This window comes from Rhizobium sp. BR 315, assembly GCF_050577975.1.
GTDB classification, from domain to species: Bacteria; Pseudomonadota; Alphaproteobacteria; order Rhizobiales; family Rhizobiaceae; genus Rhizobium; species Rhizobium miluonense.
This window is the reverse complement of record NZ_JARWKZ010000038.1, coordinates 41,014-59,681: the sequence shown is the minus strand read 5'-3', so window position 1 is coordinate 59,681 and position 18,668 is coordinate 41,014. Positions and strand designations below refer to the sequence as shown.

At 61.0% G+C, this 18,668-nt stretch carries 17 protein-coding genes and 1 pseudogene; 9 read left to right on the top strand and 9 right to left on the bottom strand.

Annotated features, from left to right (window positions below; all coding sequences use genetic code 11):
- The 6 genes and pseudogenes from xylD to QD409_RS26345 form a co-directional block, all read right to left on the bottom strand.
- Window positions 1-474 (bottom strand): annotated as a pseudogene (gene xylD, locus QD409_RS26370) (xylonate dehydratase XylD); the annotation flags it as partial.
- 7 nt (window positions 475-481) lie between these two features.
- Complete coding sequence (locus tag QD409_RS26365) at window positions 482-1,366, bottom strand: NAD(P)-dependent oxidoreductase (protein ID WP_430764052.1); 885 nt, start codon at window positions 1,364-1,366, stop codon at window positions 482-484.
- A 3-nt stretch (window positions 1,367-1,369) separates the two neighbouring features.
- Window positions 1,370-1,513, bottom strand: coding sequence for a hypothetical protein (locus tag QD409_RS26360; protein WP_159432163.1), 144 nt, complete (start codon window positions 1,511-1,513; stop codon window positions 1,370-1,372).
- Window positions 1,514-1,702: 189 nt separating this feature from the next.
- Complete coding sequence (locus QD409_RS26355) at window positions 1,703-4,900, bottom strand: efflux RND transporter permease subunit (protein WP_092848463.1); 3,198 nt, start codon at window positions 4,898-4,900, stop codon at window positions 1,703-1,705.
- Window positions 4,901-5,020: 120 nt separating this feature from the next.
- Window positions 5,021-6,211: an efflux RND transporter periplasmic adaptor subunit gene (locus QD409_RS26350; protein ID WP_092848469.1), complete on the bottom strand. Its 1,191-nt coding sequence runs from the start codon at window positions 6,209-6,211 to the stop codon at window positions 5,021-5,023.
- 172 nt (window positions 6,212-6,383) lie between these two features.
- The gene (locus QD409_RS26345) at window positions 6,384-7,196 is read right to left on the bottom strand and encodes an alpha/beta hydrolase fold domain-containing protein (RefSeq protein WP_092848479.1); all 813 of its coding nucleotides are present in this window, start codon (window positions 7,194-7,196) and stop codon (window positions 6,384-6,386) included.
- A gap of 234 nt (window positions 7,197-7,430) precedes the next feature.
- On the opposite strand from QD409_RS26345, the gene QD409_RS26340 reads away from it, so the two are divergent.
- Window positions 7,431-8,342, top strand: a complete 912-nt coding sequence (locus QD409_RS26340) for a LysR family transcriptional regulator (RefSeq protein WP_092848486.1) — start codon at window positions 7,431-7,433, stop codon at window positions 8,340-8,342.
- A 61-nt stretch (window positions 8,343-8,403) separates the two neighbouring features.
- Here QD409_RS26340 and QD409_RS26335 read toward each other — a convergent pair whose 3' ends face one another.
- Window positions 8,404-8,862 (bottom strand): carboxymuconolactone decarboxylase family protein, encoded by a 459-nt coding sequence (locus tag QD409_RS26335; protein WP_092848488.1) that lies wholly within the window; start codon window positions 8,860-8,862, stop codon window positions 8,404-8,406.
- Between the two features lie 135 nt (window positions 8,863-8,997).
- Here QD409_RS26335 and QD409_RS26330 point away from each other — a divergent pair, with 135 nt between their 5' ends.
- Complete coding sequence (locus tag QD409_RS26330) at window positions 8,998-9,882, top strand: sigma-70 family RNA polymerase sigma factor (RefSeq protein WP_430764051.1); 885 nt, start codon at window positions 8,998-9,000, stop codon at window positions 9,880-9,882.
- A gap of 5 nt (window positions 9,883-9,887) precedes the next feature.
- Here QD409_RS26330 and QD409_RS26325 read toward each other — a convergent pair whose 3' ends face one another.
- On the bottom strand, window positions 9,888-10,649 hold the full coding sequence (locus QD409_RS26325) for an AraC family transcriptional regulator (protein ID WP_092848494.1): 762 nt from the start codon (window positions 10,647-10,649) through the stop codon (window positions 9,888-9,890).
- 140 nt (window positions 10,650-10,789) lie between these two features.
- Between QD409_RS26325 and QD409_RS26320 the strand changes: the two genes are divergently transcribed.
- The 7 genes from QD409_RS26320 (at window position 10,790) to QD409_RS26290 (ending at window position 18,033) form a co-directional block, all read left to right on the top strand.
- Window positions 10,790-11,737, top strand: coding sequence for a DMT family transporter (locus QD409_RS26320; protein WP_092848497.1), 948 nt, complete (start codon window positions 10,790-10,792; stop codon window positions 11,735-11,737).
- An 82-nt stretch (window positions 11,738-11,819) separates the two neighbouring features.
- Window positions 11,820-12,542, top strand: coding sequence for a GntR family transcriptional regulator (locus QD409_RS26315; RefSeq protein ID WP_092848502.1), 723 nt, complete (start codon window positions 11,820-11,822; stop codon window positions 12,540-12,542).
- Between the two features lie 101 nt (window positions 12,543-12,643).
- Window positions 12,644-13,924 (top strand): cysteine desulfurase-like protein, encoded by a 1,281-nt coding sequence (locus QD409_RS26310; RefSeq protein ID WP_092848510.1) that lies wholly within the window; start codon window positions 12,644-12,646, stop codon window positions 13,922-13,924.
- A gap of 181 nt (window positions 13,925-14,105) precedes the next feature.
- A complete protein-coding gene (locus QD409_RS26305; protein WP_092848517.1) occupies window positions 14,106-14,888 on the top strand; it encodes an HpcH/HpaI aldolase family protein in 783 nt (260 codons plus the stop codon).
- Window positions 14,889-15,075: 187 nt separating this feature from the next.
- A complete protein-coding gene (locus tag QD409_RS26300; RefSeq protein WP_092848885.1) occupies window positions 15,076-16,284 on the top strand; it encodes a pyridoxal phosphate-dependent aminotransferase in 1,209 nt (402 codons plus the stop codon).
- 80 nt (window positions 16,285-16,364) lie between these two features.
- Window positions 16,365-17,162, top strand: coding sequence for an ABC transporter substrate-binding protein (locus QD409_RS26295; RefSeq protein ID WP_092848524.1), 798 nt, complete (start codon window positions 16,365-16,367; stop codon window positions 17,160-17,162).
- Between the two features lie 196 nt (window positions 17,163-17,358).
- Window positions 17,359-18,033 (top strand): amino acid ABC transporter permease, encoded by a 675-nt coding sequence (locus QD409_RS26290; RefSeq protein WP_092848530.1) that lies wholly within the window; start codon window positions 17,359-17,361, stop codon window positions 18,031-18,033.
- A gap of 65 nt (window positions 18,034-18,098) precedes the next feature.
- Here QD409_RS26290 and QD409_RS26285 read toward each other — a convergent pair whose 3' ends face one another.
- Entirely contained in the window at window positions 18,099-18,614 is a 516-nt protein-coding gene (locus QD409_RS26285) for a MarR family winged helix-turn-helix transcriptional regulator (RefSeq protein ID WP_430764050.1), read from the bottom strand.
- Between the last annotated feature and the right edge of the window lie 54 nt (window positions 18,615-18,668).

Genomic DNA, 18,668 nt, shown 5'->3' with positions numbered 1-18,668 from the left:
GTCGAGCATAGGGCCGCCGGAGAGAACGATTGCCGGAATATTGACGGTAGAAGCGGCCATCAGCGCCGATGGCGTGGTCTTGTCGCAGCCGGTCGTCAGGACGACGCCGTCGAGCGGATAGCCGTAGAGCACTTCCACCAGACCGAGATAGGCCAGATTGCGGTCGAGTGCCGCTGTTGGGCGCTTGCAGTTCTCAAAGATCGGATGTGTCGGAAATTCGATCGGAATGCCGCCTGCATCGCGAATGCCGTCGCGCACGCGCTTGGCAAGATCGAGGTGATGACGATTGCAGGGCGTGAGATCGCTGCCGCTCTGGGCAATGCCGATGATCGGCTTGCCGGAGCGCAGCTCTTCCGGCGTGATGCCGTAATTCATGAAGCGCTCGAGATAGAGCGCCGTCATATCGATGTGATCCGGATTGTCGAACCAGTCCTGCGAACGCAGACGACGCTTGGATGCTCCCTTATCGCTCATCTCTTCCTCAAGCCTTTCCTCGGGCATTCTTATCTTCCAGATGCTGCAGCAGACCGCTGTGATCCAGCTCCCCGCCACCACTCTTGACGAATTCTGCAAATTCGGCCCTGATAGCTTCGGTCAGCGGTAAATTGAGCGACAGGCCTTGGGCAGCGGCAAGTGCCGTATCGAGATCTTTCAATTGATTGCGGGCGGTTCCACCCGGCTCGAAATTGCGCTCGATCATGCGCTGGCCATGCAGTTCCAGGATCTTGCTCTCGGCAAAGCCGCCGCGAATGGCGGCGCGAAAGGCCTCGCGCGAACCGCCGCCGGCTTCGACCAGCAGCATCGCCTCTGCGACGGCGCCGATCGTCACCGCAACGATCTGCTGATTGCCGAGCTTTGCGAGCTGTCCGGTGCCGCTCGGGCCAACGCGCGTCACGCGACCGAGAGGCGCCATGATCTCGCGAACGCTGTCTATGACATCGGCATCGCCGCCGGCCATGATCGCAAGCGTCCCTGCCTTCGCACCCACGACTCCGCCTGAAACCGGAGCGTCGATATGATGAATGCCGCGCTCGGCGAGCGCTGCCGCATGTTCGCGCGCAACGGCCGGCGATATCGAGCTATTATCGATCACGACGGCACCGGCTTCCAGCGCTTCGGCAACGCCGCTGCCGAACAGGACTTCGCTGACGGCACCGCCATTGGTGAGCATGGTGAAGAGCACCGCTGCTCCCCGCGCCGCCTCCACCGCCGTATCCGCGACGATGGCGCCGTCGGCGGCCAGAGGCTCGGCCTTGCTCCGGTCGCGATTCCAGACGGTCACCGCAAAGCCGGCCGCGAGCAGCCGCCGCACCATCGGCGCCCCCATCAATCCCGTACCGAGAAAAGCGATCTTCTTGCCACTCATCGACTATCCTCCGAATTGGAACGCGCGGGCTCCGGAAGCAATATGGCGATCGACCATGCCGACGCATCCGGCAATGATCTCCTGCACACTATTGCCCTTGAAACCCACCGGCTCCGCGAGCGGCTCCTCATGCTCGACGTACGTCAATCAACTCATCCAAAAGCTTGATAGACCTATGGTGCCAGCATGCAAAGGAAATCAGCGGCCATACGGCAAATTCCTCTGGAGCCCAATAGATTAGGCAAAACAGAAATATAGATCACATAAAAGAAAAGGCGGGACCTTGAGGTCCCGCCTTTGGCGCGTCGAGCACTGGAGTACCGCTTGGCACGGCCCTTATTCGGCGGCGATCGGGAGTACCTCCGCCGAATGTTCGTTGTCGTTGTGATGGTGCTGCTTCAGCGGACGGTTGCCCGTCAGGCTGCGGATCAGCACATAGAAGACCGGCGTCATGAAGATGCCGAAGAAGGTGACGCCGATCATGCCGGCAAACACCGCAACACCCATGGCCGCGCGCATTTCGGCACCGGCACCAGTCGAGGTGACCAGCGGCACAACACCCATGATGAAGGCCATGGAAGTCATCAGGATCGGACGCAAACGCAGGCGGCTAGCCTCTATCGCGGCCTGAACCGGTGTGCGCCCTTCGAATTCCAGCTCGCGGGCAAATTCCACGATCAGGATCGCGTTCTTCGCCGACAAGCCCACCAACACCACCAGGCCGATCTGGGTGAAGATGTTGTTGTCCCCACCCGTGAGCCAGACGCCGGTCAGCGCCGCCAATACACCCATCGGCACGATCATGACGATGGCGAGCGGCAAGGTCAGGCTCTCGTATTGGGCGGCCAGCACGAGGAAGACCAGCAGCAGCGCCAACGGGAAGACGACGACGCTGGAATTGCCTGCCAGAATCTGCTGGTAGGTCAAGTCCGTCCATTCGAAGTCTATACCGGGCGGCAACGTCTCATGCAGAATCTTCTCGATCGCTGCTTGTGCCTGGCCCGACGAAAAACCGGGCGCCGGGCCGCCATTGATGTCGGCCGCCAGGAAACCGTTATAGCGGTTCGTGCGTTCCGGACCGGTCGTGGCGTTCACCTTCAGCAGGGCTGAAAGTGGGATCATCTGACCCGATGCCGAACGGACCTTCAACTGGCCGATATCTTCCGGCTGAGCCCGGAACTTGGCATCGGCCTGCACGCGGACGCTGTAGGTGCGGCCGAAGGCGTTGAAGTCGTTCACATAGAGCGAACCGAGATAGATCTGCAGCGTCTGGAAGACGTCGGTGACGGAGACCCCGAGTTGCTCGGCCTTGGCGCGGTCGAGATCGGCGAAAAGCTGCGGCACGTTAATCTGGAAGCTCGAGAAGATGCCGGCGAGTTCCGGTGTCTGGTAGGCCTTGCCGATCACTGCCTTGGCCGCCTGGTCGAGCGCCTGGTTGCCGAGGCCGGCGCGATCCTCGATCTGCAGCTTGAAGCCGCCTGTCGTGCCGAGACCGTTGACCGGCGGCGGCGGGAACATGGCGATGAAGGCATCCTGGATGACGCCGAACTTCTGGTTCAGCGCCATGGCGATCGCCCCGCCAGAAAGGTCCGGCGTCTTGCGCTCGTCGAAGTCCTTCAGCGTCACGAAAACGACGCCGGCATTCGAGGAATTGGTGAAACCGTTGATCGACAGGCCCGGGAAGGCGATCGCATTGGCGACGCCCGGCTGCTTCAGCGCAATGTCCGTCATGCGCTTAATCACGTCTTCCGTACGGTCGAGGCTTGCGGCATCCGGCAACTGTGCGAAGCCGATCAGATACTGTTTGTCCTGCGACGGCACGAAACCGCCTGGAACCGTTGTGAACAGACTATAGGTTGCTCCCACCAGCGCGAGATAGATCACCATGACGATGCTCTTGCGCGACAGCAGGCCGCCGATGCCCTTACCGTAGTATTTCGAACCTGCTCCGAACGCCCGGTTGAAGCCGCGGAAGAACCAGCCGAAGACCGCGTCCATGATCCGTGTCAACCGATCCTTCGGCGCATGATGGCCCTTCAGGAGCAGGGATGCCAGTGCCGGAGACAGGGTGAGCGAGTTGAAGGCCGAGATGACCGTCGAGATGGCGATCGTCAGCGCGAACTGGCGGTAGAACTGGCCGGACAGGCCGGAGATGAAGGCTAGCGGCACGAAGACCGCGACGAGGACCAGCGCGATCGCGATGATCGGACCGGAGACCTCCTTCATGGCCTTGTAGGTAGCGTCTCGCGGACTGAGCCCGTTCTCGATATTACGTTCGACGTTCTCGACCACCACGATCGCGTCGTCCACGACAATACCGATCGCTAGCACCAGGCCGAACAGACTAAGCGCGTTGATCGAGAAGCCGAAGACATACATCACCGCAAAAGTGCCGATGATCGACACCGGGACGGCGATTAGCGGGATGATCGAGGCGCGCCATGTCTGCAAGAACAGGATGACGACGAGGACGACGAGCGCGATGGCTTCGAGCAGCGTGTCGATCACCTTCTCGATCGAGGCACGGACGAATTTCGTCGTGTCGTAGACGATCTCGTACTTAACACCCGCAGGCATGGCCTGCTGCAGCACGTTCATGGTCGAGCGCACGTTATTCGCGATCTCGATCGCGTTCGAACCGGGCGCCTGGAGAACCGCGACGGCGACGGCCGGCTTGCCGTCGAGCAGCGAACGCAGCGTATAGTCTTGCGCACCAAGCTCGACGCGGGCGACGTCGCGAAGGCGGGTGATCTCGCCGTTGGCGCCCGTCTTGACGATGATGTTGCCGAACTCCTCAGGGGTGCGCAGGCGGCCCTGGGCATTGACGTTGAGTTGCAGATCCACGCCCGGCCGGCTGGGTGAGGCACCGATGATGCCAGCCGCAGCCTGGACGTTCTGCGAGCTGATCGCATTGCTAATGTCGCTGGCGGCAAGATTATGCTCGGCCGCCTTCTGCGGATCGATCCACACGCGCATGGAATAGTCGCCGGCGCCGAAGACCTGCACCTGCCCGACGCCTTCGATCCGGGCGAGCCGATCCTTAATGTTCAGGGTCGCATAGTTTCGCAGATAGGTGATGTCGTGGTCGGCCCCGTCCGAGACGAGGTTGACGACCACGATGAAATTGGGCGAGCTCTTGACGGTTGTGATGCCGAGGGCACGGACTTCCGCGGGCAGGCGCGGCTCGGCCTGCGAAACGCGGTTCTGCACGAGCTGCTGCGCCTTGTCCGGATCGGTGCCGAGCTTGAAGGTGACCGTCACGTTGAGAGCGCCGTCTGATGTCGCCTGGCTGGACATGTAGAGCATGCCCTCGACGCCGTTGATCTGCTCTTCGAGCGGCGTCGCCACCGTTTCGGCGATGACGGTCGGGTTGGCGCCGGGATAGGTGGCGCGCACGACAATAGACGGGGGCACGACCTCTGGATATTCGGAGATCGGCAGCGCTCTGAGGCCGATCAGGCCGGCGACCACGATGAGGACCGAAAGAACACCGGCAAAGACCGGACGGTCGACAAAGAATCTGGAGATGTTCATATCAAAGCCCCCTCTGGGGTGAGAACGGATGCAAAATTCCTGTCCGACGATTTGAGAGCCGCCGGCGGATCATGTGATTTCGGAATGTCGGCCTTCTGCCCTCGGGCAGAAGGCGAAGTCTTACTGAGCGGTCGCGACCTTCTCTGCCAACTGCGGTGCGACGACTGCACCGGGACGGATGCGCTGCAGCCCGTTGACGACGATCTTTTCGCCGGCTTTCAGGCCGTTCTCGATCACTCGCTGGCCGTCAACCAACGACCCGAGCTGGACCTGCCGGTAATTGACCTTGTTCTCGCCATCCACGACGAAGACGAACTTCTTGTCCTGGTCGGTGCCGACTGCCCGATCGTCGATGACGATCCTGTTCTCGGCCTTCGGCTGACCCATACGGACCCGCACGAACTGGCCGGGGATGAGACGTCCGCCGGGATTGTCGAAGACAGCCCGAACGCTGACGGTGCCGCTTGCCGCATCGACTTCGTTGTCAATCAGCTGCAACTTACCCTTGATCGGCGTGCCGCTGTCACTGGAGGTGCCGATCTGAACCGGGATCTGCTCGACCGGCGGAACCGCGCCACCGGTCGCCGGCAGCTCCGCCAGCGCCTGGGTGACGGTCTGCTCGTTCGCATTGAAGCTCGCATAGATCGGATCGACCGAAACGAGCGTCGTCAGCGCCGGGGATGACGAGCCGGCAGCGACGAGGTTGCCGACGGTGACGGCGATCTTGCCGACGCGGCCGGCGATCGGAGCGCGGACCTGCGTATAGTCGAGGTTCAATTGTGCCGTCTGCAAGGCCGCTTGCGCCGCCTTCAGATTGGCTTCCGCTTCGGCATAGTTGCTGGTGCGCGCATCCATGTCGCTCTGCGAAATCGTCTTGTTGTCGAAGAGCTTCTGGCCGCGGCCGACTTCGACCTTGGTCAGATCGAGCTTCGCCTTGGCAGCCGATACCTGCGCTTGTGCCTGTGCGACCGTTGCCTCATAGGGTGCAGGATCGATCGTCACAAGCAGGTCACCCTGCTTGATCAAAGCCCCTTCGCGGAAGTGCACTGACTGAATTGCGCCGGCGACCCGTGGGCGAACTTCGACGCGGTCGATGGCTTCCAGCCGGCCGGAAAACTCCTGCCAGGATGTGATATCGCGCGGCTCCACGGCTGCGACCGTGACCGGGATGGCCGGCTTCGCTACCGGACCGGTTGCCTCGGTTGCCTGAGCACCGCGCGGCAGCTCCAGATAGAAAGCCGCGCCTGAAATGGCCACAGCAACACCCATGCCGGCGCCCCACAGGGCCCAGCGCTTACCGTTGGACTTCATGTTAGTCTCTCCTTTGGTCCCCTCTTGGGACGCGGGAACCGAAAATTCCTATTGTCTCGATACAGTCAGGGGCCTGAAGCGCCGCGTATCCTCGCGGAGATCGCTTCTGCCTTTGCTTCCGGCATCCCATCCAGATCGGCGTTTTCCCTCGCGATCGGAATGCTGCCGTCGATCAAGCCTGCACGTCTTCGACAAAACCCTTGAAACAACAGCATACATCGTGTTGCCATGAAGGCCTGTCCTTCGAATGCCCGCCGTAGAGAGTGGGCCAGCCTGTCCCGGCGGGGAGGACTTGCTGGCGAACACGGACGCCAGCATCTCTCAGCCGACTGCCGTATTCCATGCTCTCGTCGCGGAGCGGGTCGTCCTCGGCCGTGAGCACCAATGCCGGCGCAAGGCCCGAAAGCCGCGAACAGTATCGAGGCGCCGCATAGGGGTGACAGACACCGCCCAGGAAACCCAGGTAACGGTTCCAACCCTCCGTCCAGCGCTCGCGCATGCCGCTTTCCTCCGCCTGGAGGAAAGATTTCGACCCCATGAAAGGATCGAGCAAAGGCGATATCAACACCTGTCCGTCCAGCGAACCGGGTATTTGATCGCGCGCCTTTAAAGCGACACCCGCTGCAACATTGCCACCCGATTCCTCTCCGGCGACAAACAGCAGCGATTTTTTCGCCCCGCCCAGCGCAAGCATGTTCCGCTTGTTGCTGAGGTAAGCGAGAATCCCGTAGGCGCATTCGAGCACCTTCGGAAAAGCATTCTGATTACAGCTCGTATAATCAGCCGCAACCACGATGGCTCCGGCCTCTGCGAGGCTTGCCGCCACCGGTCTGTTGATCGCATGGTCGGTATCGAGAAAAGCGCCGCCGTGCAGATAGAGCACGAGGGGTGCCGCCTTCTTCAAACCTTCGCCGTTATAGATCCGAGCTGCCACCGGCCCCGTAGGCACGTTTTCCAGCACAACATCTTTCCACGGCGCACTCATCGACCCAAATCCCTATCTGTTCGAGTGAATATGATCCATATCCAGCAGCCCTCTAACATGCTTTCAATCATATTCTCGATAATGCGGTCTTTGGCGCCCCCATGCCGCATTGCAACAATCACGATTAGAACATATTGTTATTCCGCTTCGAGAATAAGTAGCCTATATTCGATCAGACTATTCAGGATCACAAACAATCGACCTCTTTTCTGCGAGGTCAAGGGACATCACAGAATGGACCAATTATCAGCAATGCGGGCGTTCGCGCGCGTGGTCGAGACGGGTAACTTCACCCGCGCCGCCGCAGCCCTTTCCATGCCGAAGGCGACGGTGACGACGCTCATCCAATCGCTCGAGGCGCATCTTCACGCCAAGCTTCTGAACCGGACGACCCGGCGCGTCATGGTGACGACGGACGGTGCGCTTTATTACGAGCGCGCCATTCAGATCCTCTCCGAAATCGAGGAACTGGATGGCAGCATCAGCAATTCGCAAAGCCTGCCGGGCGGCCGCCTGCGCGTCGAAATGGCCGGCGCCTTCGCAGAACGGATCGTCATGCCCGCGCTATGTGACTTCCACCAGCGCTACCCCGACATCCACATCGATCTCGGCGTCGGCGACCGGCTCGTGGACTATCTGGCCGAGAATGTCGATTGCGCCTTGCGCGCCGGCATGCCCAGCGACCAGTCGCTGATCGCCCGGCGCGTCGGCGAAATGCACTTCGTCACATGCGCATCTCCCCTTTATATCGAGAAGCACGGCGTCCCGGAACGGCCGGAGAACCTTGAAACCAGTCACCATGCGGTCTGCTACTTTCGCTCGCAAACCGGCCGTACGGTTCCTTTCCTCTTCGAACGCGGCAATGAGTCTCTGGAGATCAGCCCCCGCTATATCGTCTCGGTAAATGACGGCCGCAGCTACATTCATGCGGCGTTGACCGGCCTCGGCATCGCGCAGGTGCCGAGCTTCATGGCGCGAGATGCCCTTGCCAGGGGAGACCTCGTGCCTGTCCTCTCCGGCTGGACCCGGCCCGTTATGCCCATGCACATCGTCTATCCGCCCAACCGGCACCTCAGCAATAAGGTGCGCGTTTTCGTCGATTGGCTGGCGAAATTGCTGGTGACAGCACGGGTTGGAGAAGCCTGAGACCAGGAAATCGCCTTCTCCCCTTTCGCAGGGGAGAAGGATCGGCACGCTCCGGCGTCCTTCAGTTCCAGGAGGCTCCTGCGCGCTGGCGAACTGTGGAGTTCAGCCGGTTCCAGACATTGTCGAGCGCGATCGCAACGATGAGGGCGGACAATGCCTTCTCGTCGTAATGTCTTGCGGCTTCATTCCAAATCTCGTCGGTGACGGCATCCGGACGGTCGGCAAGCCGGGTGACGGCTTCGCCAAGTGCAAGAGCCGCGCGCTCGGCATCCGAAAAATAGGGCATTTCGCGCCAGGCAGAGACGCCGACGATACGTTCCATCGTTTCGCCCGCCTTCTGCAACTTGCGAAAGCCCATATCGGTGCAGACGCTGCAGCCGTTGATCTGGCTGACGCGAAGATGCACGAGGTCCATGGTGTTTTCCGAGAGGCCACGATCTTTGATCGAATTGCTGACGGCCATAAGCGCCTGCAGTGTTTCGGGCAGGACGAGAGCTGGGTTCTTCATGCGAGCTTGCATTGTTTCTTTCCTCTGTTTTTGAGAGCGCTGTTGCGGCTCTCGTTCAGACGATGCACTTTCCTGCCGATCCGCTGTCACACCGGCCGGATTTCGTTCGTCATAGGTCTGACGGAACACGATGAGGGAATGTGACCGATGGACGAAAAAAAGTGGCGGGCGGAAAAATTCGAGGCGAACCGGCCGCATCTGCGCGCCGTGGCCTATCGCATGCTCGGCTCGCGCACAGAGGCCGAGGATGCCGTGCAGGAAACGTGGCTGCGCCTGGTCAGAAGCGACACGTCTGATATCGAAAATCTCAGTGGCTGGCTGACGACGGTGACGGCACGCATCTGCCTCGACTTGTTGCGAGCCCGCAAATCCCGTCGCGAAGAGCCGCTGACAATCCACGTTCCCGAGCCGATGGTGGTGCATGAGGCCGGAAACGGCACCGACCCGGAACAGGATGCGTTGCTGGCCGATTCCGTCGGTCTCGCCCTCTTGGTCGTCCTGGAAAAGCTCAATCCGGCCGAACGGCTCGCCTTTGTTTTGCACGACATGTTCGACGTCTCTTTCGACGACATCGCCCCGATCGTCGGCCGCACAACGGTCGCGACACGGCAACTTGCGAGCCGCGCCCGCCGCCGCGTGCAGGACACGCCACCAACGACGGAGGTCGATCTCACCCGCCAGCGCCATGTGGTCGATGCTTTCCTGACGGCCTCCCGCGTTGGCGATATGCAGGCGCTATTGGCCGTACTCGATCCAGAAGCGATCTTCCGCCTGGATGCCGTCGCGGCTCATATGGGCTCCGTTGGAGAAATCCAGGGGCGTACCGCCGTCGCGGCAACCTTCAACGGCCGCGCGCAGGCAGCCCGGCCGGCGGTCATCGATGGCGCTGTCGGCGCCGTCGTGGTTATCGGCGGGCAGCTGCGCATAGCGCTTCGCTTCACCCTCAATGATGGCAATATGGTCACGGCTGTCGATGCGGTGGCCGATCCGGAACGGCTGCGCAAGCTCGAAATCCTATTGATCGAGCCATGAACGCGCTAACGCATCTGCGTCGGGCTCGTCCCCGTCAGCCGGCGAAACATAGCGATGAAAGCGGAAGCGTTACTATAGCCCAGTCGCGAGGCGATCTGCTGCACCGGCTCGCCGGCTTCGATCAACGACAATGCGGCAACGAGCTTCGATCGCTGGCGCCATTCGTTGAAGGAAAGGCCGAGATCGTCCTGGCATCGGCGCGACAGAGTCCGCTCGGTCGTGCCCATCCTGCGCGCCCATTCGCTGAGGGAGTGCCGATCGCCGGGATCGGCCTGCAGGGCGCTGAGCACCGGGCCGAGCAATGGGTCGTCGGAGAACGGAAGATAGTTTTCGCAGCCGGGCGCCAGGCAAATTTGGTCGACCAGAACCTGCGCGAGCCGCAGGTCTTCGACGGTTTCCGGCATGGTGATATCCCGGGCAGCAAAATCGGCAAGGATTGCCTTCAGCAGCGGGCTGATGCTCAGCATCGAGGGCTTGTCGGGCAGACCGGCGCAAAGCGCGCGCTCGACATAGACGGTCACATAGCGCAGATCATGCTGGTTATGGGCGCCATGCATCGTGTCCGGCGGCAGCCAGATGGCATAATGCGGCGGCGACAGATAGCGCACGCCCTGAATGTCGAACTCACAGACACCGATAAGTGCATAGTTGAGTTCGCCCCACGGCTGGCTCTTTCTGGGAAAGACCGTGCCCGCTTTGTAATTCTCCGTCCGAAAGGAAACGGGATTGGGCGGATCGCCCTGAATGCGTGGAAGCCTGTCCGGCATGTCGTCATTTCATTACTGATTGTCCTAATCTCGTTATATACCAGAATTCGGACAAGCGGTAGAAGAGCCTCACGGTGGCGGAGCATCTTCGCCATTGCTCGTTTCGCATCGAAGCCAGAACGACGTCGGGAGACTGTTCCATGAGCAACCAGTCGAACTCATCCGTATCCATCGTCAGTGCCGTCGGATTGGCGCCGCTGCTGACTGTGCTGATCTGGTCCGGCAACACCGTCGTCACCAAGGCCTCCGCCGGCGTGATCTCTCCGGGCTCCATCTCCTTCTATCGTTGGCTGCTCGCCTTCGTCGTGCTCCTGCCCTTCGTCGGCCGGACTGCATGGCGCAACCGTGCCGCGCTGCGCGAGCATTGGCTGAAGCTCGCCACACTCGGCGCGCTCGGCATGGTGATCTACCAGAGTCTCGCCTACGAGGCGGCCAAGACCACATCGGCCGTCAACATGGGCGTGATGGTTGCTCTGATGCCGCTGATGTCGACCTTGCTCGCCGGCCTGCTGGCAGGCGAAAGACTGACGACCGCCAGCCTCGCAGGCAGCGCCATTTCGCTGATCGGGCTTGTCTATCTGACATCACAGGGGGACCCGATGCGACTGGTGAATGGCGGCTTTCACGTCGGCGACGGCCTGATGATCATCGCCGTCCTCTCGAATGCGCTCTATGGCGTCATGCTGAAGCGCTGGGCAATGCCGATACCCATGTGGCAGCAGCTCTTCTGGCAGATCGGTTTTTCGACTCTGCTGCTGATCCCGATTTTCCTGATGGGCGATATCTCGCCGGTCACCGCCGCAAACCTGCCGCTGATCCTCTATGCTGCTATCCCGACCTCGCTCGTCGCCCCTCTCTGCTGGATGATCGGCATTCAAAAGCTCGGAGCGAGCCGGACGTCGCTACTGATCAATCTGCTACCCATCCTCGTCGCGGCACTGGCCTCGGCACTTCTTGGGGAGCAGCTGCATTCCTACCATGCCATCGGCGGCGCCCTCGCCCTCATCGGTGTCGGCCTTGGCCTGCGAAAGGCCCCGGCGAGGACCAGTCAAGCCGATGAGGCAAGCTGGGAGGCTGAGGAAGCCTGAGGGGGGGACGGAGACGCCCCTTTCCTTTCGCCTGTCCTTCGTTCTACGATGAACGAGTCCCAGCAGTGAAAAGGAAGCAAGCGTGCGCATAGCCCTGGAACCGGTGTCCTCCAGAACGACGATCCAGGAGAGCGTCTATCAGCAGCTGAGAAATGCGCTCATGGCCGGCAATTTCGATCCGGGCCAGACCCTGACGATCGCCTCGCTCGCCGAAACTTTCGGAACCAGCAACATGCCGGTCCGCGAGGCGCTGCGCCGGCTGGCCGCCGAAAATGCCCTGGAAGTCGCCGCCAACGGCTCGGCCCGCATTCCGATCGTGACACTCGCCCGTTTGGATGACCTTTGCCGCGCCCGCATCGCTGTGGAGGGCCTGGCCGCCGAGCTCGGCTTGCCGAACCTCACCCCCACCGACATTGAAACGCTCGAGCGCATCGCCGGCGAACAGCATGTTATCGGCCTCGGCGCCAACGTCTACGACCTGATGGCCAAGAACCAGCAGTTCCACTTCACCATCTACAGCGCCTCCGGTTCCGAGGTGCTGCTGCAGCTCATCGAGACTTTGTGGCTGCGCTTCGGTCCCTACATGCGCATGCTCTCCGCCTCCGTCGAGCCTTTGATGCGCAGCGGCCAGCTCGATCCTGCCGGCGAGCATGTTGCGATCGTCAAGGCGCTGAAGGCCGGCGATTTTGCCGCTGCTCGGGATGGGGTCGTCGCCGATATCAGACGTACCCATGAAATCCTGCAGGATTACTGCCCGGCAACGCAGGATGAGCCGCGCAAGGGCTCCAGCTCCTCCCGCCGCTAAGCTTCCGACATGGGGCTAAGAAATTTGGTTGAACCTTAAAGTATTTTGTGATCAAATGATCAAACTAGAGATTTCAACCCGATATCCAGAGCGAGATCCCCATGAGCTCCGCCGCTTCCGCATCGCAATTCGCCGGCCATAACAGTTTTCCGGTCGACGAGGTCCGTGCTTTGTTCCCGGCCATCCAGAAGGCGGGCGACTTCGTCTTTCTCGACAATGCAGGCGGGTCGCAGGTGCCGCAGACGGTGGTGGACGCCGTCGCCAACCATCTGATCGATTTCAACGTCCAGCGCATGGCGAAATACCAGTACAGCCAGGGCGTGGACCGCAATCTCGACGAAGCGCGCGAAAGCGTCGCCATGCTGGTCAACGCCTATCGCCCGGAAGAAATCTCCTTCGGCCAGAATGCTACCTCCTTCATTCGCCTGGTGAGCCTCGGCATTGCCAAGCTGCTCGGCGAGCGCAATGAGATCGTCATCACCGACATGGATCACGATGCCAACATCGCCACCTGGCTCGCCCTGGAAGCAGACGGCGCCAAGATCGTCTGGTGGCGCATGCGCGAGGACGGCACGCTGCATCCCGAAGATCTGAAGCCGCTCCTGAACGACAAGACCCGCCTCGTCGCCTGCACCGTCACGGCGCATTCCATCGGCACGATCGTCGATGTCGCAGCCGTCTGCAAACTGGCGCAGGCGGCCGGCGCCGAGACCTTCCTCGATTGCGTCCATTACGGCCCGCATGGCCTGATCGACGTTCAGGCCTGGGGCTGCGATTATCTCGTCTGCTCCGGCTACAAGAATTTCTCGCCGCACATGGGCTTCCTCTGGGGCCGCTACGACGCGTTGGTCAAGCTTCCCACATTCAAGGAAGACTTCATTCCGGACGTGCCGCCCTACAAGATCGAAGTCGGCACCTTCACCTATGAGAACGTCGCCGGCATGAACGCCGCAGTCAAATATCTCGAAGGCCTCGGCCGGCGCTTCCTGCCGACCGGCAACCATAGCCGCCGTGAAGCCTTGGCTGCCGCCATGGGCGCGATCCGTCAGTATGAGCTGATGCTGTCCCGCGAGATGATCGCCGTACTCAAGCGCCATGGCGCCACCATCTACGGCATCTCCGACGAAAACCGTCTCGAACAGCGCGTTCCCACAATCTGCTTCAACATGCCAGGCATCACCCCGCAGGAATTCGCCGATGAGATGGGCAAGGAACGCATCGGCTTGCGCGACGGTCACATGTTCGCACCGCGCCTGATGAGGCGCCTTGGCCTTTCGATGGAAACGGGCGCCATCCGTGTATCGCTGGTGCATTATAACAAGATCGAGGAGATCGCTCGGTTTGAGGCGGTGCTGACCAAGGTCATGGCGCGGCGCAAGTAAGCTGCGCCCATGAGCGGTGGCGGCGCCCGAACAACTCCGCCACCGCAATGCCTCCGTGTCGTCAGCTGCAATCGGCAATGACACGGAAAGCGGCCTTGAGTTCAGAGTGGAATACCGCTTCGCAGCTAGGGCTTTTCGGTCTATCCCTCGTTGAGAGGACCGCTGTAGTGTGAGGAAGAGGATGAGCGATTTTCGCCGGAATTGTATCGAGCGCAGGCTGATCGTCGGCACCTTTGCGGCCATCCCGCATCCGGTCGCCATCGAAGTTGCGGCGGCCTCCGGCGTGGATTTCCTCTGCATCGACTGGGAGCACGCGCAGATCAGCCGCGAGCGCATCGAGGACCTGATCCGCGCTGCAAATGTCCACCAAGTCCCGGCCATGGTTCGTGTACCTGGACACGCTGCCGAAGACATTGCAGCTGTTTTGGATGCCGGCGCGGCCGGCGTTTTGATACCAAGGATTTCAACCGCTGAGCAGGCTCGGGCTGCCGTACGGGCCACGCGCTATCCGCCGCTTGGTGCGCGTGGCGTCGGTCCTGGCCGCGCGGCGGCCTATGGCTACCGCATCCCCGATTATCTCGCCAAGGCCAATGCCGAACTGGTGCTTGCCATCCAGGTCGAGACGGCCGAAGGGCTGGCCAACGTTGCCGATATCGCCGCCGTTGACGGCATCGACCTCATTTTCATCGGCCCCGGCGATCTCTCGGTCTCGATCAATGCGATGGGACCGGCGGGCAAGGACAAGCTCGACGGCGCCATCCGCGCCATCGCCAAAGCGGCTCTTTCGGCCGGCCGTGCGGTCGGTATTTTCCGCCCGTCGCCAGACGATGTCCGCGCCTGGTCGGAAGGCGGAATAAGCTTCTTCGTGCTGGCCAGCGACACGATGTTTCTCGGCGCCGGCATGGCAGCGGGCATCGCTGAGGCAAAGAAGCATCAGAGCGCTTCGGAGGCCGAGGAAAAATGAACGATTCCAGGCCTTTAAAGCACACAACGACAGCAACCGAAGCGGATAAAAGCATGGACTTTTAAGCTTAAAATTTGTCCTTGAAATGCATTCGTTTTTGGATAAGCATTCGAAAATGAAGAGCAATCCAGGCGCAGGTTTGGGCCGTCGTTTCGTTCCTTCAACACCGATTTCCCAGGGGAATTCCTTGTCTCTTCTGCCGCAGCACAATTTGCCGAACGCAATCGCCGGTCGCGACGCCCTTGAAGGCATCCGCGCACAGATCCGCGACATGCGCACCGACAACATAGCCGTCCTCGCCAAGCGCGCGCGGGAACTCGGCGGCGTCATACCGCTCTGGTTCGGCGAAGGCGACATCGTGACGCCGGCCTTCATCCGCGACGCCGCAAAGAAAGCACTGGACGATGGCGCGACCTTCTATGTCCCGAACATGCGCGGTCTCCCGACACTGAACGAGGCGCTCTCGGAATATCAGACCCGCTGGCACGAGCGCCCCATCCCCATCGAGCGCACCACGGTTGCCCCCGGCGGCATGCAGGCGCTCTACATGGCGCTTGAATTACTCGTCGACGTCGGCACCAATGTCGTCTACGTCGCGCCGCAATGGCCGAACATCCACAATGCCATTCATCTGATCGGCGGCGAACCGCGCGCCGTATCGCTCGATTTCGATACCGACTGGCGCCTCGATCTCGACAAGCTCTTTGCCCGCTGCGATGCCCGCACCCGTGCAATCTTCCTGTCGACGCCCTCCAACCCGACGGGCTGGACGGCTTCGCGCGAAGAGATGCTGGCGCTGCTCGATTTCAGCCGCCGCACCGGCATCTGGATCATTTCTGACGAAGTCTATGCCCGCCTCTATTTCGACGGCGAGATTGCACCGTCGATCCTGCAGGTGGCGGAAGACGGCGATCGCGTGATTGCGATCAACAGCTTCTCGAAAGCATGGGCCATGACCGGCTGGCGCGTCGGCTGGCTGACGCATCCTTCCGCCGTCGCCGACCAACTCGGCGCGATGACGCAATATGTCAACAGCGGTACATCGGCGATGGTACAGGCGGGAGCTGCCGCGGCATTGCGCCAAGGCGAGCCGCTGATTGCCGAGATCCGCGGCCGGATCAAGGCCGGCCTCGACCTTGCCTATGAGAAGCTGCCAAAAATACCGGGCATGATCCTGCCGGAAAAGCCGCGCGGCGGCATGTACGCCTTCTTCGCGCTGCAGGGAGAGGCCGACGCGACAGCGCTTTGCGAGCGCATTCTGGAGACGGCCCGCGTCGGTCTGGCGCCCGGCTATCACTTTGGAGAATCGTCGCGCGCATTCCTGCGCATGTGCACCTTCCGCGAAACGGAACAGATGCGTCTCGCCCTCGACCGCATGGTCGATGCGATGACATGAGACGGCCGCCCGGACGGGCGGACGGGGAATACCGCGGGTAAGAGGAAAACCCGCAGCCATAACCAGAGGGAGACTAAAAAATGCATATAACTCGTCGCAGTCTGCTGGTCCTAGCGACCGCCGTCGGCCTTGCCGGCGGAAGCCACTTTACCTATGCCGCCGATGCGCTGAATGTCGGTTCCTATCCCAACAACCCGCCCTTCGAATACAAAACTGCCAATGGCGGTTTCGAAGGCTTCGAGGTCGATGTGGTCAACGAAGCGGCCAAGCGCGCCGGCATGACCACCAACATCGCCGACTATGGCTTCCAGGCCCTGTTTGCCGCAACGAGCTCCAAGCGCATCGACGTGGCGATCTCGTCCATCACCATCACGCCGGAGCGCCTGAAGTCGCAGTCCTTCACGCAGCCTTACTACGACTCCGACATGGGCGTCGCCGCCAAGGAAGGCAGCTCGATCAAGGCGCTCGCCGATCTCAAGGGCGCGGTCGTCGGCGTACTCTCCGGCTCGACCGGCGAAAAATGGGTCAATGACAACAAGGCCGCTAAGGGTTTTGCCGACGTCAAGGGCTACAATTCACAGCAGGACATGTTCCTTGATCTCGGCGCCGGCCGCATCGACGCCGTCGTCAGCGACATTCCGGGCATGCAGTATCTCTTCGTCAAGACCAAGGGCTTTGCCATCAAGGATCGCATCAAGACCGGCGAACAATACGGCCTGATGATGACCAAGGATTCGCCACTGCTCGGCAAGATCAACGACGCCATCACCGCGATGAAGAAGGACGGCACGCTGGAAAAGATCCACGAGAAGTGGTTCGGCAGCAAGGCGCCGGCAGGCTCCTCCACCGTCACCGAATTGCCTATCCCCAAGGCGTGATCAAAAGATCATCGTTGAAATGAAACTACGCCGGTCGTAACGGCCGGCGTAGATACAAGAGCAATTCCAGCAAAAGTGCGAAGCGGTTTTGCGTCCGGAATTGCGTAAAAACAAAGAGATAGAGCATTTCTGCGACTCCGTTTAATGCGGAAATGCTCTAAGAAATCTTGTCTTCGTCTTGCACACGGGAGTGCCAATGTCTTTCGTCGATACCTTCTTCAATTCCGACGTCATGATCTCGGCTTTCCCGCAGCTGCTGCGCGGGCTTTGGATGACCATCGCGCTCGGCGTGGTCAGCATCCTGATCGGCGTGACCGGCGGCCTCTTCGTCAGCCTGGTCCGCCTCTATGCCCCCAAGCCGCTGCAGCTGCTGACGATCGCCTATATCGACATCATGCGCGCTATGCCGATGCTGGTCGTGCTGATCCTGATCTACTACGCGCTGCCTTTCGTCGGCATCAGCTTTTCGGCCTGGTGGTCGGCGATCATCGGCTTTTCCATCGTGCTTGCAGCCTACTCGGCCGAAGTCTTCCGCTCGGGCATCGAAAGCGTGCCGCGCGGCCAGTTCGAAGCCGCTGCCGCTCTCGGCATTCCCTTCCTGATCACGCTCTACAAGGTCGTGCTGCCACAGGCGGTCCGCATCGTCATCCCGCCCACCACCAGCAACTGCGTGTCGATGTTCAAGGATACGTCGCTCGCTTCGACGGTGGCGCTGCCGGAACTGCTGAAAGAGGGCCAGAATGCCCAAGGCTTTTACGCCAATCCCTCGCCGCTGATCATGGCCGCGGTGATCTACGTCATCCTGCTTTGGCCGATGGTGCGTCTGGTGAGCGTACTGGAGAAGAAATTCAAAAGCGAACGCGCCCACTAAAACAACTCCGAGGAGTGCAGAGCGGTTGGGGGTTTCATGAAACGCGGAACCGCTCCGGAGGGGCGTCAATCGAAGTCGTTGCCGGAAAGATGGTTGCTGACGGAGGTCTTCACCTCACCGATATCCTGCCAAAGCTCGGTGATGATGGCGGGGTCTACATCGGCCATCATATCTCGCAACCAGCCCTCATGGGCAGCGGCCATGGCGCCGAACAGCTCCACCCCCCTTTCGGTCAACTTCGCGACCGTCACGCGCCGGTCACCGTCAGGCGTCGCGCGCAGCACCAGCCCATCCGTCTCCAACCGTTCCACCAGCCCCGTGACATTGCCGTTGGTAACCATGGTACGCTTGGAAAGCTCGCCGAGGCGTAGGCCATCGCGTTCGCGATAAAGCTGCGCCATCAGATCGAATTGCGGCAGGGTCGCGCCGAACTCGTTGCGCAGCCGGCGACGGATTTCCTGCGAAATCAGCTTCGTGGTCGACAGCATGCGCAGCCAGAGCCGTAGCTCCAGCTTTTTGCCTTCCTGCGCTCCTTGAACGATGATCTCCAGATCAACGTTTACACTCTCGGACTCTGTCATGACGTCGCCTCGGTCTATCGTTCCGCATCGCTGATCTAAGCGATCTAGGGAGCA

Bases quoted from the DNA above. Each gene is read 5' to 3' on its own strand.
- QD409_RS26335 (WP_092848488.1), bottom strand. From the start codon at position 8,862: ATGCAAGCTCGCATGAAGAACCCAGCTCTCGTCCTGCCCGAAACACTG.
- QD409_RS26295 (WP_092848524.1), top strand. From the start codon at position 16,365: ATGCATATAACTCGTCGCAGTCTGCTGGTCCTAGCGACCGCCGTCGGC.
- QD409_RS26365 (WP_430764052.1), bottom strand. From the start codon at position 1,366: ATGAGTGGCAAGAAGATCGCTTTTCTCGGTACGGGATTGATGGGGGCG.
- QD409_RS26290 (WP_092848530.1), top strand. From the start codon at position 17,359: ATGTCTTTCGTCGATACCTTCTTCAATTCCGACGTCATGATCTCGGCT.
- QD409_RS26320 (WP_092848497.1), top strand. From the start codon at position 10,790: ATGAGCAACCAGTCGAACTCATCCGTATCCATCGTCAGTGCCGTCGGA.
- QD409_RS26345 (WP_092848479.1), bottom strand. From the start codon at position 7,196: ATGAGTGCGCCGTGGAAAGATGTTGTGCTGGAAAACGTGCCTACGGGG.
- QD409_RS26310 (WP_092848510.1), top strand. From the start codon at position 12,644: ATGAGCTCCGCCGCTTCCGCATCGCAATTCGCCGGCCATAACAGTTTT.
- QD409_RS26355 (WP_092848463.1), bottom strand. From the start codon at position 4,900: ATGAACATCTCCAGATTCTTTGTCGACCGTCCGGTCTTTGCCGGTGTT.
- QD409_RS26305 (WP_092848517.1), top strand. From the start codon at position 14,106: ATGAGCGATTTTCGCCGGAATTGTATCGAGCGCAGGCTGATCGTCGGC.
- QD409_RS26340 (WP_092848486.1), top strand. From the start codon at position 7,431: ATGGACCAATTATCAGCAATGCGGGCGTTCGCGCGCGTGGTCGAGACG.
- QD409_RS26330 (WP_430764051.1), top strand. From the start codon at position 8,998: ATGGACGAAAAAAAGTGGCGGGCGGAAAAATTCGAGGCGAACCGGCCG.
- QD409_RS26285 (WP_430764050.1), bottom strand. From the start codon at position 18,614: ATGACAGAGTCCGAGAGTGTAAACGTTGATCTGGAGATCATCGTTCAA.
- QD409_RS26350 (WP_092848469.1), bottom strand. From the start codon at position 6,211: ATGAAGTCCAACGGTAAGCGCTGGGCCCTGTGGGGCGCCGGCATGGGT.
- QD409_RS26325 (WP_092848494.1), bottom strand. From the start codon at position 10,649: ATGCCGGACAGGCTTCCACGCATTCAGGGCGATCCGCCCAATCCCGTT.